Source organism: Bacteroides sp. D22 (assembly GCF_000163675.1).
In the GTDB taxonomy this organism is placed as follows: Bacteria; Bacteroidota; Bacteroidia; order Bacteroidales; family Bacteroidaceae; genus Bacteroides; species Bacteroides xylanisolvens.
The window spans coordinates 1-16,855 of sequence record NZ_GG774802.1 but is presented as its reverse complement, the minus strand read 5'-3'; the positions used below and the strand labels follow the sequence as shown (position 1 = coordinate 16,855).

Sequence of the window (16,855 nt, the reverse complement as noted above, 5' to 3'; positions counted from 1 at the left end):
GCCATCAGACAGCATTGGTCTATTGAGAATAATCTTCATTGGCAATTGGATGTTACCTTTCGAGAAGACTACAGTAAAAAGGTGAAAAATGCAGCCAGAAACTTTTCGGTGGCAACAAAGATGGCACTTACCATACTAAAGAAGGATAAAACAACAAAAGGAAGTATGAATCTGAAAAGACTAAAAGCCGGATGGGATGAAAAATATTTGTCACAACTTTTACAGAACAATAATTTTTAATGCGTCTGCCCTGTGTAATATGATTATCTGTCTTTAGAAGAATGAAAGTCATTAAAGATACGAAATTAAATAGCAAAAAACAAGAGTGGCACTTGTTTTTCCTAATATCCCAATAGTTTTTTCATATTTGATACATTGTCATTTTTATGCCATTTACTTTACTATGCCATTATTAATTTGTACCTAATTTATCCTCTGTCTGTTTTTGTCTATCTCTTCACTTTTATTATTATTGATTATCAACATATTATCATTGACGACCGTCCGTATCCGTCCGGTAAAAAATGCCTGTTTTAGCAGTATGTCCTGTAACTTTGCAAATAAAAAAGTACAGAACAATGAGCAACTTATTATTTAAAAGATGGAATGATTTCGGTGGGTGGCTGGTCTTTCTGATAGCAGCATTTGTGTATGGGATGACCATCGAACCAACCGCAAGTTTCTGGGATTGTCCCGAATTTATTTCTTGTGCTGAAAAATTACAGGTAGGGCATCCGCCGGGAGCACCTTTCTATATGCTTGTCGGCAACCTGTTTACCCAGTTTGCTTCCGATGCTTCGCAAGTGTCGGGAATGGTCAACTTTTTAAATGCACTATTGAGTGCCGGTTGTATCTTGTTTCTTTTCTGGAGTATTACCCGATTAGTGAGAGCCTTGCTTGTGGGCGATGAACGGAAATTATCTGTTATGGATGTTATTATCATTCTGGGAGCAGGTTTTGTGGGAGCTTTAGCTTATACTTTCAGTGATACATTCTGGTTTAGTGCGGTAGAGGGGGAGGTATATGCCTTCTCTTCTTTCCTCACAGCCTTGGTATTTTGGATGATTCTTCGCTGGCAGGATGAAGCAGATTCTGTGTCCGGTGACCGCTGGATTATCCTGATAGCCTATATTATAGGGCTTTCAATCGGAGTGCATTTGCTTAATCTGCTTTGTATTCCTGCCATTGTATTAGTGTTCTATTACCAAAAATATCAGACTCTATCACTCAAGGGAGTTATCGGGGCCATTGCATTATCCGGTATTCTTATTGTATTGATTCTTTTTGTTTATATACCCGGAATGGCTGATGTAGGAGGATGGTTCGAATTATTCTTTGTCAATGTGATGGGATTACCCTTCCAGTCAGGATTGATCGTCTTTCTGGGTTTGGTCCTGTTTTTACTGATAGGAGCCATTTATCGGTTCAGAAAACGCATCGTGAATACCGGTTTGTGGTGTTTACTCATGCTCACCATAGGATATACCACCTATGCGGTCATACTCATTCGTGCCAATGCTAATACGCCGCTCAACGAGAATGCACCGGATACTATTTTCACACTCAAAAGCTACCTGAATCGCGAACAGTATGAAAGTGCTCCTTTACTTTATGGGAGAACCTATGCGTCCGAACCGGAGTATGTGCCCGAAGGAGACTATTACAAGGTAAAGACAGAAAAAGGTAGTGCCATCTATCGGCCGGATAAGAAAGAAGGCAAGTATAAAATTATTCGCTATAAGGAAGACGTGTGCTACACTCAAAATATGTTATTTCCGCGAATGTGGAATGATCGTTCGGCCGCTTCTTACAAAGGATGGTCCGGTGGAGGTGCGAATGAGGCTCCTACACAAAAAGAGAACCTGACTTATTTTATCACATACCAACTCAATTACATGTACTGGCGCTATTTCTTATGGAATTTTGTCGGACGACAGAATGATATTCAAGGAAGCGGTGAACCGGAACATGGTAACTGGATTACAGGAATTTCCTGGCTTGATAATCTGCGACTGGGGGATCAAAAACTTTTGCCGGAATCTTTGCGTGAGAACAAAGGTCACAATGTGTTCTATGGCTTACCATTATTATTAGGATTACTCGGTATCTATTGGCAATGGACACGTGGAAAAAAAGGCAAGCAGCAATTCAGTGTCTTATTTTTCCTTTTCTTTATGACGGGATTGGCTATTGTGCTCTATCTGAATCAGACTCCCGGACAACCCCGTGAACGGGATTATGCGTATGCAGGTTCGTTTTATGCGTTCGCTATCTGGATTGGAATGGGAGCCGCCGGATGCTGTGACATGCTTCGCAGGAAACAGGCAAAAATCCTCCCAGTCGGCTTACTTATGCTGCTTTGCCTGTTTGTCCCCATACAAATGGCAAGCCAGACTTGGGATGACCACGATCGAAGCAACCGGTATACCTGTCGTGACTTTGGTGCTAATTATCTGATGACACTTCCCGACAAAGGAAATCCGATCATATTCTGTGAGGGGGATAATGATACGTTCCCCTTGTGGTATAATCAGGATACGGAAGAAGTACGCAGAGATGTACGTATCTGCAATTTAAGTTATGCGCAGACCGACTGGTACATTTATCAGCAACAATGTCCTCTGTACGATGCTCCCGGACTGCCGATCAGTTGGGATCAAAATCAATACCAGGAAGGGAAGAACGAATATGTGGCTGTTCGTCCGGAATTGAAGAAACAGATAGAAGCATTGTATCAGAAACATCCCGAAGAAGCCCGTGATAGTTTTGGAAATGATCCGTATGAAATAAAGAATATCCTGAAATATTGGGTGTTCGCAGAGAAACAGGAATTCCATGTGATACCTACCGATACTATAAATATTTATATTGATAAGGATGCAGTACTCCGTTCTGGAATGATGTTGCCTGAAGCCATTCGTCATTTAAAAGGGGAAGAACTAAGAGATGCAATACCGGATAAACTGTCTATTTCTCTAAAAAATATACGTCTGTTGACTAAAGTGGACTTACTCATGCTCGAGATCCTGGCTAACTGTAACTGGGAACGTCCCCTGTACATGGCTATCTCGGTAGGCAACTCCAGTAAACTGAAATTTGATGACTACTTTGTTCAGGAAGGGTTAGCATTCCGGTTTACTCCTTTCAACTATAAAGAATGGGGAGACGTGGAAGAAGGCAATGGATATGCCATAGATACGGAGAAGCTCTACGAGAATGTGATGAACAGATATAAATACGGTGGATTGGATACTCCCGGACTTTATCTGGACGAAACAACCCTGCGCATCTGTTATTCTCATCGAAGGCTCTTTGCGCAACTGGCTAAAGAATTGGTGAAACAAGGAGACGACATCCGTGCCAGAAAAGTATTGGAATATGCTGGGCAAGCTATTCCGGCATATAATGTTCCTGAAGTATACGAGAGTGGTTCGTATGATATAGCCACCGCTTATGCTTCCATAGGAGAAACGCAGAAAGCGACCGATCTATTGAATCATCTGATAGCAGAATCGGAAAATTATATCGACTGGGCTTTCTCATTGGGAGATAACCGGATAGGGATGGTTCAACAGGATTGTTTGTATAGGTTCTGGCAATGGAATCAGTGTAATGAATTACTGAAGAGTATGGATAAAGAGAGATATGAACAGAGTAATCAGCAATTTGAAAAGAAATATATGCGCTTTACTCAACTAATGAATTATCACAACTAAACTCAAAGAATATGAAATCGAAAAGAATAAGAGAAGAAGAAATAAAAACAGTATTGGGCAAAAGAAATTACGTCATCTTAATTATCGGCTCTATATTGATTATCATAGGATATATATTAATGAGCGGCGAGGGGAGTACCCTTGCCGCCTATAATCCCGATATATTTAGTGGAACACGCATACGTATTGCCCCATTATTGTGTTTATTGGGGTATCTACTGAATGTATTCGGTATTCTTTACCGTCCTCGTCAAAGGGGATTTAATCTTTCAATAGAGGTAACTGATTGAGCATATTTCTAAGTTTGATTGCCACTCGTGGCATAGGTTCGGCAACTGTAAGTCCTACCAGATCATATTCGGAGGATATATCATTAATGATACGAACTACTTCTTCAATCTTCATGCCGTTAGGCTCAACGCCTACGGCAGCGATTATCTCTGCCGGGTCCAATACATCCATATCGAAATGTATAACCACCTTCGAAACCCCGGTACTTTTCAGCCATTCCATAATCTTTGTACGATCATTGGCAACTTCCTGTGGAGATAATCCTTTAATTCCCAGCTTTCTTTGTCGTTCCTGCATACCCTCATCCCATGAGCGGAGTCCGACAATCAGGGCTTTGGAAGCATCCGTTTTTCCCGGAAGTAATTCCATTATTTCTTCATCTCCCATTCCCAAACAAGCTGTTAGTGCCATTGCATGATAACCCTTATATTCATCATAAGGCAGATTGATGTCGGGATGTGCGTCTATCCAGACGATAGCTACATCATCCGGGTATCTATTGATTAAATAAGTAAACGGAACAACACTAACGGAACATTCTCCTCCTAAAGTGACAATCCGATCCGGATGATTCTCTTTAAGCAGATCAAGCGCAGCTTTAGTTTGTTTCAGTATGACACTGCGTGCACTGATACCTTTTTCCGTCGCTCTGTCATTTATATCCAGTGAAACCGGAACTTCGACCGTATTCTGACCGGTCTGTGGGGCTAAATAGTTCAATAACTGTGCTCCCAGATAGTAGCCTCTGGATGAATCTTCCGCCGGAATATCAGGCATCCAATGATCTACAATTCCTCCTTGCCATTGAGGATAGATAAAACGAAGAGTTGATTTTTTATTTTCCATATTTACATTGTTTGTTACTTTTTCTTGTGCATTCATTGAAACGACTCCAACGACTAATGCAAGTGATAATAAATACTTTCTCATCTTTTTGAAGCAAAAGTAGGGAATACCTGAAACATCGGCAAGTAGGGACGAATTATTCATATACTGATAAATTTAGCCCTATACTACATTTGGGGATTATTATTTTTGTTTTTGTAGTGATATCCTTATTTTTGCAGAAAAGCAGAAAACTATGTATAAGAAGAAAATTCCTTTTGATATTGATTGTGGGATAAAGATTACGATGGAAGTGATCGGGGGAAAATGGAAAAGTTGCATCATTCAGGAATTATGCACTGGTCCGAAACGTCCCAGCGAGCTGCATCGTTTATTTACCGAGGCAAGTCCCCGGGTCATCAATCAACAACTGAAAGAATTGGAGATGCACGGCATTATCAGCAAAAAGATATTCATGGAGCTTCCTCCCCATTCGGAATATGCTATCACCGAATTGGGAAAGACGCTGATTCCTCTGATTGAGCAACTGGAAATCTGGGGTGATAGCTTTCGTCCGGAGATGAAGAGAATCTTGAAAATAGAATAAATCTTTCTAATATCATTAATATTTCAAAAAAGACCATCTATCTAAAATAAATTATTGCTTCTTTTGTCCTAATGAAATGAAAATTGGGAGATAGTATGAATAACAACATTGATATAAAAACGCTGGAGGCCTTTCAGGATGGGAATCACAAGGCCTTTGAGACTATTTTTATAGCATACTACAACAAAACCAAAACATTCATTGACGGATATATAAAATCAGAACCTGATGCGGAAGAGCTGACAGAGGATTTATTTGTCAATCTTTGGATCAACCGTCATTCGATTGATACGTCCAGATCATTCAATTCTTATTTGCACACCATTGCAAGAAATGCAGCAATCAACTTTCTGAAACATAAATATGTGTGTGATGCCTATCTGAACAATAATCAAGAAACAGGATATAGCTCTACTTCCGAAGAAGACCTTATTGCCAAGGAATTGGAAATGCTGATTGACGAACTTGTCGGAGGAATGCCCGAACAACGGAGAATGATTTATACATTGAGTCGTAACGAAGGATTATCCAATGCCGAAATTGCCGAACGCCTGAATACTACCAAAAGAAATGTTGAAAGCCAGCTAAGTCTTGCTTTGAAAGAAATACGGAAGGTTATTTCATGTTTCCTGGTATCACTATTATAGCATTATATTTTTTTTCATTCTGCTTTATAAAAAAAACTTCCACTTTCTTATTGAGCTTTTTGCCACCAAACTGTATATATAGTAAAGTGCAGCAAAAATGAAGAAAAGTAATATCAGTAAAATCATCAAAATGTTCCTCTCCGCCCGCTTTCCATCTGAAACGGAAGAGAAAGTGCAGAAATGGATCATCAAAGATGAAAATCAGCAGGCGAAAGCTAAAGCCTCATTGGATTATTGGAATGAATTGGACATAGAAGCCGATTCAAGCACTTATGCTTCATTGGAACGGGTGAATTTAAGAACAGGATATAATAAGGAGCATCTGACCAACATAGCTTCTTACCAGAAGTTTGCCCGTGTCGCCGCCGTTATTGTTCCTTTATTTCTATTTGCGGGAGGGATGTTCTACTATCTTTCTCCTCACAACGAAATGATAGAAATATCCGTTGCCTACGGAGAACAGAAGCGCTTAATCTTGCCGGATAGTTCGGAAGTATGGTTGAACGCGGGAAGTAGCATTTTATACCCGGAAACTTTTGCCAAAGATAAACGCTTGGTCATGCTTGACGGTGAAGCTTATTTCTCTGTCAAAAAAGATACTGTAAGTCCTTTTATTGTAGAAACCTCCCAACTCTCTGTGAAAGTTCTTGGAACCAGGTTCAATGTGAAAGCCTATCCTAATGATGAGAAAATAACGACTACATTGACTAGCGGTAAGGTGGAAGTGAGTGTCCGGTCTCAACCTCCCCATATACTAAAGCCCGATGAGCAGCTTACATACGACAAAAAATCATCAGATATTCACATATCAGTGATAGATACGAATGATACAAATTGTTGGATGGCGGGAAAACTAGTATTTACCAATGCCAGCGCCGGAGAAATATTCCGAACCTTGGAAAGGCACTATAACACCACTATTGATAATACAGCAATTATCCCCGCATCCAAACGATATACGGTTAAGTTTCTGAAAGATGAAAGTCTGAATGAAATACTGAATATATTGAAAGATATCATCGGCTTTGATTATCAGCAATATGAAAAGAAAATAGTATTAACCCGACAATAAAAAGAAACAGCCTATGAATAAAAAGAACCGGGAAGCAGCTTGAGACCCTCTTCCCAGTTCTGAAATGTCTACCCTCATTCAACAAGTGACGTAAAATGAAGTATCAACATACAAATATAGAATAATGAATCGAATAAATACAAATAAACGGGCAGGTAAGCTCGCCATTTTTTTATTTTTTACTTTTCTATCTCTTACAACTATTGCACAGAATAAAGATAAAAAGATTACCATACAAAATAAAAATATCTCATTAAAAGAGGCTTTTGCACAAATTGAAACACAAACCGGATATAGCATCGCTTATGAACAATCGAACCTGAATATCGAAAAGAAGCACTCTTTATCATTCAAAAATGTAACCATTGACAAAGCTATGGCTCAACTATTGAAGGAAACCGGATATGTATATAAGATAAAAGGATATCATATTATTATTTCTTCGCAGGATAACAAGCAAAAGCCCGCCAACAATGATACACAAAAACTGACTCAAACCATAAGAGGAATCGTTGTTGACTCCAAAACCAATACGCCCATAGAATATGCCTCCGTCTGTATAGCAGAAGATCCCTCACGGGGAGGTTCGACTGACGGACGGGGAAATTTCCGGATTAATAATGTCCCGGTGGGTCGTTATAATATTCAGGCATCTTTTATGGGGTATCGCCCAAGTATCATCAGCGAAGTATCTGTCACTTCATCCAAAGAAGTATTTGTAGAGATTCCTATGGATGAGAATGTACAAGATTTGGCTGAAGTACTTGTCAAGCCGGAAATAAAAAAAGACCGGACTGTCAACCCAATGGCTATCACAGGAGGACGTATGATTAGTATTGAAGAAGCGTCCCGATTTGCCAATGGTTTTGACGATCCTGCACGGTTAAGTTCTGCATTTGCAGGTGTAGCAGGAGATGTCGGTACTAATGCGGTTGCCATCCGGGGAAATGCCCCGCAATTTACACAATGGAGACTGGAGGGAATTGAAATACCTAATCCTACTCACTTTGCTGATTTATCAGGCTTGGGAGGAGGATTCCTGTCCGCTTTGAGTACGCAAGTCATCGGCAACTCCGATTTCTACAACGGAGCTTTCCCGGCGGAATACAGTAATGCCCTATCAGGTGTTTTCGATATGCATTTGCGCAATGGTAACAATCAGAAGTACGAACACGCCTTTCAGGTCGGACTCATGGGCATAGATTTAGCTTCGGAAGGTCCTATCAATAAAAAACGGGGAAGTTCCTATCTGGTGAATTATCGCTTTTCTACTACTTCACTGGCATCGGGTAATGACATCAACCTGAAATATCAGGATTTAGCCTTCAAACTAAATTTTCCCACACGTAAAGCTGGAACCTTTTCGATCTGGGGATTAGGATTGATAGACAGAAATAAAGCAGATGTTTTGGAACGTTCCGAATGGGAAACGATGGGAGACCGGTCGTCGGGATATAATAAACTGGAAAAACTGGCAGGTGGCTTAGCGCACAAATATGTACTGGATGAAAATACTTATATCCGTTCTTCTCTATCCGCTACCTATTCCAAAGACCGTTCATTGGCGGACTTACATACCGACGACGCTATTATTAATGTAGCAGATATTCAGAATAGCAGATGGAATTTAGTATTCAATTCATATCTGAATAAGAAATTCAGTCCGAGGCATACCAACAGAACAGGGATTACCATTACGGAACTTAAATATGATCTTGATTACAAAGTCAGCCCTTATTTGGGATTAAACAAACCTATGGAACAAATATCGAAAGGCAGTGGAGAAAGTACAGTCCTCTCGGCATATAGTAGTTCTGTAATAAACTTGAGCAACAATCTGACAACCAGTTTAGGGGTTACCGGACAATATTTTACTTTAAACAAGAACTGGTCGATAGAACCGAGAGTTGCCCTTAAATGGAAAATAAATCCTGCACATTCTTTAGCAGCAGCTTACGGCTTGCATAGCCGCCGGGAAAGGCTCGACTATTACTTTGTTGAACAGATAATCAATGGTAAAAAGGAATCAAACCGGTACCTGGACTTCTCAAAGGCACATCATTTCGGATTCACTTATGACTGGAATATCAATCAGAGCCTACATCTGAAAATAGAACCCTATTATCAATACTTGTTCCACATACCGGTTGAGGAAAACTCCTCCTTTTCGATTATCAATTATGAAGAATTCTATTTAGACCGCATATTGACAAACACCGGAATAGCCAAAAACTATGGAATAGATATAACACTGGAACAATACATGAAAAACGGCTTCTACTATATGATTACAGCTTCATTATTCAAATCGAAATATAGGGGAGGAGACCGTATCTGGCGAAATACGAGACTGGATAAAAGTTTTTTAGTGAACCTGCTCGCCGGAAAAGAATGGATGGTTGGCAGACTCAAACAGAATGTATTAAGTGTAAACGGCCGTCTGTTCTTTCAGGGAGGAGGACGCTATACACCTGTGGATGAAGAAAAAAGTCAGGAAGAAAAAGACATCGTTTTTGACGAGAGCAAAGCATATACTAAACGATTCAATCCATCTATAAACGGTGATGTTTCGATCAGCTTCCGGATCAATAAGAAAAGAGTATCCCACGAGTTTTCTCTGAAAATACTGAATGTGGGTATGCGCACCGGAATGCATTTCTATCAATACAATGAAAGAACGAGTGTAGTAGAAGAAAAAGACGGAGCGGGTCTGATTCCGAACATCAGCTACAAAATTTATTTCTAAATAACTGAACAAGAAAAGGGTTTGTTCACACAATAGACTGACACCCAACAGGCAACTGCTTTCAGTAATTATGGTATAACAATCTGTAATATATATACTAACAAGCTCTCTGAATACCTGTATATTTGCTGCGTGAAATAATTTAGTTATGAATTATATGCGTATCATATTCAAGAAATTCAAAGCACGTATGATTGTAGGATGTATATTAGCTGTAATAGCATTGCTGGCGGTGTCAGTCATTGTTTTTATCAATCAAGCCAGTTTCGGCAGAACTCCCCGTGGGGAACGGCTGGAAAGAGTCATGAAATCTCCTAATTACAGAAACGGAGAATTTAAAAATCAGCATGAAACTCTATTGATGACTTCCGACAGGGGACGTTTTAGCGGAATCTGGGAGTTCATTTTCAGAAAGATAGACGGTTTGCGCCCCGAACAGGCTGTCAAAGCAATAAAAACAGATTTACGCAAGATTGGCCGTAATGAAGAAATATTGGTATGGTTCGGACATTCATCTTACCTGATTCAAACGGGAGGAAAGCGAATATTGGTTGACCCGGTATTTTGTATGGCTTCTCCCGTATCTTTTGTCAACAAGCCATTCAAAGGTACGGAACTTTATACACCGGATGATATGCCGGACATTGATTATCTCGTGATTAGTCACGATCATTGGGATCATTTGGATTACAACACAGTCAAAAAATTAAAAGACCGGATTGGAGCAGTGATTTGTCCGTTGGGTGTTGGCGAACATTTCGAATATTGGGGATTTGATAAAGAGCGTCTGATAGAACTTGACTGGAATGAAGACGCAAACCTCGCTCCGGGCTTTATGATACATTGTTTGCCTGCCCGTCATTTCTCCGGTCGCAGACTTACTGCCAACCAGTCACTTTGGGCTTCTTTCCTGCTAGAAGCTCCTTCACAAAAGATATACATTGGCGGAGACGGAGGATATGATACGCATTATGCAGAAATAGGCAACCGGTTCCCCGGCATCGACCTCGCAATTCTTGAAAACGGGCAATACAACGAAGAGTGGAGCTTAATTCATCTGATGCCCCAATATATGGCACAGACGGCCAGAGATTTAAAAGCGAAAAGAGTTCTGACCGTACATCATTCTAAATATGCGTTGGCCAAACATCGTTGGGATGAACCTCTCAAAAATGCAGAAGAGATGAAGAATAAAGATTCTCTGAATGTATTGATTCCGGAGATTGGAGAGGTCGTGGCATTAGAAAAATAGTGTTTTACCCAATCGGCTAAAGGTTTTCCCGTCTGTTATCAGTGAAATTGGTAAAACATTCTGTAATTTGTATAGTTGAAAAACAAATTTCCCTGATTAACTTTGCAAAGTTGAAATATAGATGGTTCAATCCTGACAGTTTTAGACATTTAGATATAACTACTATAAATTGAAAATTAATTAGTTTATGCTACGTACTATCAGACTTACAACCGCCATTGTGTGCTTTACACTTATTACCCTGCTCTTTCTCGACTTCACGGGTACATTGCACACATGGTTCGGATGGTTGGCGAAAATTCAATTTCTGCCGGCTTTATTAGCCTTGAACATAGGTGTCGTATTGTTTTTAGTTGTACTTACATTCCTGTTCGGACGTATCTACTGCTCTGTTATTTGTCCGTTGGGAGTGTTTCAGGACATTGTTTCGTGGGTATCCGGCAAACAAAAGAAAAACCGGTTCCGTTATTCACCAGCAATGAAATGGTTGCGGTATGGCGTTTTAGGAGTATTCATTATTATGATGGTTGCAGGATTGAACTCTTTGGCTATCTTGCTGGCACCGTATAGTGCTTATGGCCGGATAGCTTCCAGTCTTTTTGCACCGGTCTGGCAATGGGGAAACAACCTGTTGGCGTACTTCGCCGAACGAGTGGATAGTTATGCTTTTTATGAGGTAGATGTATGGATGAAGAGTCTTTCGACGATGCTGATTGCCATTGTTACCCTTGTTGTTCTTTTCATTCTGGCGTGGCGCAACGGACGAACCTATTGTAATACGATCTGCCCCGTAGGTACTGTATTAGGGTTTATATCCAAATATGCGATATTCAAACCGGTAATTGATACTTCCAAATGCAATAGTTGCGGTTTGTGTGCCCGCAATTGCAAAGCATCGTGTATTAATCCGAAAGCTCATGAAATAGATTATAGCCGTTGTGTGACTTGTATGGATTGCATCGGAAAGTGTAAGCATGGAGCCATTACATACACAAGACGGAAACCTAAGAACGAAACAGCTACGAGCGAAGATACGAAAGCAAAGTCTGTCACTACTGAACAGGTAGACAATGCCCGTCGTAGCTTCCTTTCAGCATCGGCCATTTTTGCAACAACTTCTGTACTGAAAGCACAAGAGAAAAAAGTAGACGGAGGATTGGCTACTATCGAAGATAAAAAGATTCCCCAAAGAGAAAATCCTATCTATCCTCCCGGTGCTTTAAGCGCACGCAATTTCACTCAACATTGCACAGCCTGCCAATTATGTGTCTCTGTTTGTCCCAACCAGGTATTGCGCCCATCGGACAACCTATTGACATTGATGCAACCGGAAATGTCATACGAACGTGGGTATTGCCGTCCCGAATGTACTAAATGTTCGGAAGTTTGTCCTGCCGGTGCTATTCATCTCACCAGTCTTGCCGAGAAATCAGCTATTCAGATCGGGCATGCCGTATGGATTAAAGAGAACTGTGTACCTTTGACAGATGGAATGGAATGTGGCAACTGTGCCCGCCATTGTCCGACAGGTGCCATACAGATGGTAGCTTCCGATCCTGAAAAAACAGATTCTCCAAAGATTCCGGTAGTAAATGTAGAAAAATGTATCGGTTGTGGGGCGTGTGAGAACCTTTGTCCGTCCCGTCCTTTCAGCGCTATTTATGTGACAGGACATCAGATGCATAGAATTATTTGATCTAAATCAGTATAAGATTATGGAAGATAAAAATAAGAAAGATATAAATAGAAGAGATTTCATTAAGATTGTAGGTATTAGTACAGCCACGTCGACAGGGCTATTATACGGATGCTCTTCAAAAGGTACTTCCTCTTCAAGCAGCGCAACAGGAGAAGGAGAGGTGCCTACCGATAAAATGACTTACCGCACGTCTCCGACTACCGGTGACCGTGTTTCACTCTTGGGATATGGTTGTATGCGTTGGCCTCTCAAACCTGTTCCCAACGGTAATGGTGAAGTAATCGACCAGGATGCCGTGAATGGACTGATTGATTATGCAATCGCTCACGGAGTAAACTATTTCGATACATCTCCGGCATACGTACAGGGCTTTTCCGAAAAGGCAACGGGTATTGCATTGAGCCGTCATCCCCGTGACAAATATTATATCGCCACCAAGTTATCCAATTTCTCTCCCGATACATGGTCTCGTGAAGCATCGCTCAAGATGTACCACAAATCGTTTGCAGACCTGCAGGTAGATTACATTGATTATATGCTGCTTCACGGCATCGGCATGGGAGGAATGGAAGCCCTTAAAGGACGCTACCTGGATAACGGAATGCTTGACTTTCTAGTGAAAGAACGGGAGGCAGGACGTATCCGCAATTTGGGATTCTCCTATCACGGGGATATCGAAGTGTATGACTATCTGCTTTCACGGCACGATGAATTCAAGTGGGACTTCGTACAGATACAATTGAACTATGTAGACTGGAAACATGCCAAAGAAACCAATACCCGGAATACGGATGCTGAATATCTGTATGGAGAATTGCATAAACGAGGAATTCCATCTATCATCATGGAACCGCTTTTAGGAGGTCGTTTGTCTAAATTGAATGACAACCTGGTGGCACGGCTCAAACAACGCCGTCCGGAAAGTAGTGTCGCTTCCTGGGCTTTCCGTTTTGCCGGTTCATTTCCGGACATTCTGACTGTGTTAAGTGGTATGACTTATATGGAACATCTGCAAGATAATCTCCGCACTTATTCTCCTTTGGAACCGTTGACAGATGAAGAAAAAGAGTTTCTCGAAGAAACGGCACAATTAATGTTGAAATATCCAACGATCCCTTGCAACGACTGCAAATATTGTATGCCATGTCCGTATGGGTTGGATATACCTGCTGTGTTGTTACATTACAACCGTTGTGTCAATGAAGGGAATGTCCCCAGGAACGGGCAGGATGAGAATTATGCGAAAGCCCGGCGTGCTTTTCTAGTCGGATATGACCGTAGCGTGCCCAAACTTCGTCAGGCAAGCCATTGCATCGGTTGTAACCAGTGTGTGGCACACTGTCCGCAGAACATTGATATTCCGAAAGAGCTGCATCGGATAGATCAATTCGTAGAACAATTGAAACAAGGTACTTTATAAAAGAAAAGATGGAAGAATTAATCAATTTACTACATACGGGAGGATATTCCTGTACTATTGCCAACAAAGGAGAAATCCGTACTTTCACTCAACGCGGTGTGGCTGATATCTATGATTTACTGACCCAGGAACCGGAGTTTCTTAAAGGAGCCTCGATTGCTGATAAGGTGGTTGGAAAGGGAGCTGCCGCCCTGATGATTCTGGGAGGTATCAAAGAGTTATATACTGATATTATCAGTACCAAAGCTCTGGAGTTGCTTCAGAAATCAGATATAAAAGTTGGTTTTACAGAGAAAGTACCTTTTATCTGGAACCGTAACCATACAGGAGGATGTCCTGTAGAGACAATGTGCAGCGAAGTGGAATCAGCAGAAGAAATATTACCACTGATCCGCGATTTTCTGGAAAAGATCAGAAATAAGAAGTAAAAAGAAGAAACTTGAAACACGAAATAAAGTATGAAAAGAAATACAGCTTGTTTATTCCTGTTCGGTAGCTTGCTTTCCATCTCGGGAATGGCACAGACTAAAAAGGATAGCATACAGGCCGGAAGAAATTATATGATTGATGAAGTCGTAGTCACCGGAACACGTAATGAAACCGATGTGCGTCATCTTCCGATGACCATTTCCGTAGTCGGCAGGCAACAAATTGAGAAAAGATATGAGCCTTCTCTTTTGCCGTTGTTAACGGAGCAGGTACCGGGATTATTCACTACCAGTCGTGGCATCATGGGATATGGCGTATCTACCGGAGCTGCAGGTGGCATGAGCTTGCGTGGTATCGGTGGTAGTCCGACAGCGGGATTATTGGTACTGATTGACGGTCATCCCCAGTACATGGGGTTGATGGGACATCCGATAGCGGATGCTTATCAATCTATGATGGCAGAGAAAGTGGAAGTTTTACGTGGTCCTGCATCTGTACTTTATGGTTCGAATGCCATGGGTGGTGTGATTAATATTGTTACCCGTCGGCAACAGGAAGAAGGTGTGAAGACGAATATGCAAGTTGGGTACGGTTCATATAACACGTTGCAGACTGAATTTTCCAACCGTGTCAAGAAGGGACGTTTCAGTAGCGTCGTAACCGGATCATATAATCGTACAGATGGACATCGTCCCGATATGGGATTCGAGCAATATGGTGGATACGCAAAGTTAGGTTATGATATCAGTTCTTTCTGGAAAGTATGGGGAGATGTGAATGTAACCCATTTTAATGCTTCCAATCCGGGGACTATCCAAGTACCACTGATTGACAACGATTCTCGTATCACTCGTGGAATGACATCGTTCGCTTTGGAAAATCATTATGAAAAGACTTCAGGAGGTTTGAGCTTTTTCTATAACTGGGGACGGCATAAAATCAATGATGGCTATCAGATAGGAAAAGAACCGCAAAAATCACATTTCAACTCTAAAGACAAAATGCTGGGTGTATCATGGTATCAGAGTGCCACTTTCTTTACCGGTAATCGTTTGACCGTAGGATTTGATTATCAACACTTCGGAGGTGAATCATGGAACAAAGTACTGGCTACGGGTGAACATACTCCGGGAGTAGACAAGCAAATGGATGAGTTTGCCGGATACGTTGATTTCCGTCAGGATATCAGCAGTTGGTTCTCACTGGACGCAGGTATTCGTGTAGACCACCATTCACACGTAGGTACAGAATGGATTCCACAAGGCGGACTGGCTTTTCATTTACCCAAGAATGCAGAACTTAAAGCAATGGTCAGCAAAGGATACCGTAATCCAACCATTCGTGAGATGTATATGTTTCCTCCTGCCAACCCGGAATTGAAACCGGAAAAACTAATCAACTATGAACTTTCCTATTCACAACGTCTGCTGGAAGGGGCATTGTCCTACGGAATCAGCCTTTACTATATCAATGGCGACAATCCGATTATGTCAAACGGACTCTTTCCTCCATTGAATATCAATTCCGGAGAGATAGAGAATTGGGGAGTTGAAACGAATATAGGCTACCACATCAATTCACACTGGAATGTGAACGCCAATTATAGCTGGTTGCACATGGAGAATCCCGTTCTTGCTGCCCCCGAACATAAATTGTATGCAGGGGCGGACTATACTTCCGGACGTTGGAGTATATCGACTGGAGTACAATATGTGAAAGGACTTTATACTTCTGTTGTAAAGGGTAGCGAGCAACAGGATCATTTTGTTTTATGGAATCTTCGTGGGAATTATCGTGTCTGCCGTTTCGCTAACCTCTTCATAAAAGGAGAGAACCTGCTGGCACAGCGTTATGAAATAAATGCAGGTTATCCCATGCCCAAAGCTACGTTTATGGGTGGTATTAATTTGAACTTTTAAATAATCCTAAAATCCGCAACTATCATCCAATACACGATTAAGGGTAGATTTATGAGTCGTTAGTAGCAGCTTTCAGTAAAAAGCAACAGCACAACATCAATATGTAGCCACCATCCCCTTACCCCACGATGCGACTTGAGGTAATACGCAGATTCTAACCGGAAAGAAAGGATTCTTATCCGAATTCTGTTTTGAAAGGTCTTGCATAAGCCCGGTTTTCTGTATAGATATT

12 protein-coding genes and 1 pseudogene are annotated in these 16,855 nt (G+C 41.2%); 12 read left to right on the top strand and 1 reads right to left on the bottom strand.

Annotated features, from left to right (window positions below; translation table 11 throughout):
* The 3 genes and pseudogenes from HMPREF0106_RS16025 to HMPREF0106_RS16035 all read left to right on the top strand — a co-directional run.
* Window positions 1-240: pseudogene (locus HMPREF0106_RS16025) on the top strand (ISAs1 family transposase); the annotation flags it as partial.
* 338 nt (window positions 241-578) lie between these two features.
* Window positions 579-3,716, top strand: coding sequence for a DUF2723 domain-containing protein (locus HMPREF0106_RS16030; RefSeq protein WP_008775691.1), 3,138 nt, complete (start codon window positions 579-581; stop codon window positions 3,714-3,716).
* Between the two features lie 11 nt (window positions 3,717-3,727).
* Window positions 3,728-4,006 (top strand): DUF3098 domain-containing protein, encoded by a 279-nt coding sequence (locus HMPREF0106_RS16035; RefSeq protein WP_004296016.1) that lies wholly within the window; start codon window positions 3,728-3,730, stop codon window positions 4,004-4,006.
* Here the strand turns inward: HMPREF0106_RS16035 and HMPREF0106_RS16040 are convergent.
* Window positions 3,978-4,997: an arginase family protein gene (locus tag HMPREF0106_RS16040; RefSeq protein WP_004296015.1), complete on the bottom strand. Its 1,020-nt coding sequence runs from the start codon at window positions 4,995-4,997 to the stop codon at window positions 3,978-3,980. The two genes, HMPREF0106_RS16035 and HMPREF0106_RS16040, sit on opposite strands and share 29 nt — an antisense overlap.
* 91 nt (window positions 4,998-5,088) lie before the next feature.
* On the opposite strand from HMPREF0106_RS16040, the gene HMPREF0106_RS16045 reads away from it, so the two are divergent.
* From HMPREF0106_RS16045 to HMPREF0106_RS16085, 9 genes are all read left to right on the top strand, one after another.
* Window positions 5,089-5,439, top strand: coding sequence for a winged helix-turn-helix transcriptional regulator (locus tag HMPREF0106_RS16045; protein WP_004296014.1), 351 nt, complete (start codon window positions 5,089-5,091; stop codon window positions 5,437-5,439).
* A 95-nt stretch (window positions 5,440-5,534) separates the two neighbouring features.
* Complete coding sequence (locus tag HMPREF0106_RS16050) at window positions 5,535-6,086, top strand: RNA polymerase sigma-70 factor (protein WP_004296013.1); 552 nt, start codon at window positions 5,535-5,537, stop codon at window positions 6,084-6,086.
* Window positions 6,087-6,183: 97 nt separating this feature from the next.
* A complete protein-coding gene (locus HMPREF0106_RS16055) occupies window positions 6,184-7,158 on the top strand; it encodes a FecR family protein (protein ID WP_004296012.1) in 975 nt (324 codons plus the stop codon).
* A 124-nt stretch (window positions 7,159-7,282) separates the two neighbouring features.
* Complete coding sequence (locus HMPREF0106_RS16060; protein ID WP_009039583.1) at window positions 7,283-9,904, top strand: carboxypeptidase-like regulatory domain-containing protein; 2,622 nt, start codon at window positions 7,283-7,285, stop codon at window positions 9,902-9,904.
* A 148-nt stretch (window positions 9,905-10,052) separates the two neighbouring features.
* Window positions 10,053-11,156: an MBL fold metallo-hydrolase gene (locus HMPREF0106_RS16065; RefSeq protein WP_004318262.1), complete on the top strand. Its 1,104-nt coding sequence runs from the start codon at window positions 10,053-10,055 to the stop codon at window positions 11,154-11,156.
* Window positions 11,157-11,343: 187 nt separating this feature from the next.
* Window positions 11,344-12,852: a 4Fe-4S binding protein gene (locus HMPREF0106_RS16070; RefSeq protein ID WP_009039582.1), complete on the top strand. Its 1,509-nt coding sequence runs from the start codon at window positions 11,344-11,346 to the stop codon at window positions 12,850-12,852.
* A 19-nt stretch (window positions 12,853-12,871) separates the two neighbouring features.
* The gene (locus HMPREF0106_RS16075; RefSeq protein ID WP_009039581.1) at window positions 12,872-14,275 is read left to right on the top strand and encodes an aldo/keto reductase; all 1,404 of its coding nucleotides are present in this window, start codon (window positions 12,872-12,874) and stop codon (window positions 14,273-14,275) included.
* Window positions 14,276-14,283: 8 nt separating this feature from the next.
* Complete coding sequence (locus HMPREF0106_RS16080) at window positions 14,284-14,703, top strand: DUF1893 domain-containing protein (protein ID WP_004306090.1); 420 nt, start codon at window positions 14,284-14,286, stop codon at window positions 14,701-14,703.
* A gap of 30 nt (window positions 14,704-14,733) precedes the next feature.
* On the top strand, window positions 14,734-16,623 hold the full coding sequence (locus tag HMPREF0106_RS16085; protein WP_032851218.1) for a TonB-dependent receptor: 1,890 nt from the start codon (window positions 14,734-14,736) through the stop codon (window positions 16,621-16,623).
* Window positions 16,624-16,855: the final 232 nt, after the last annotated feature.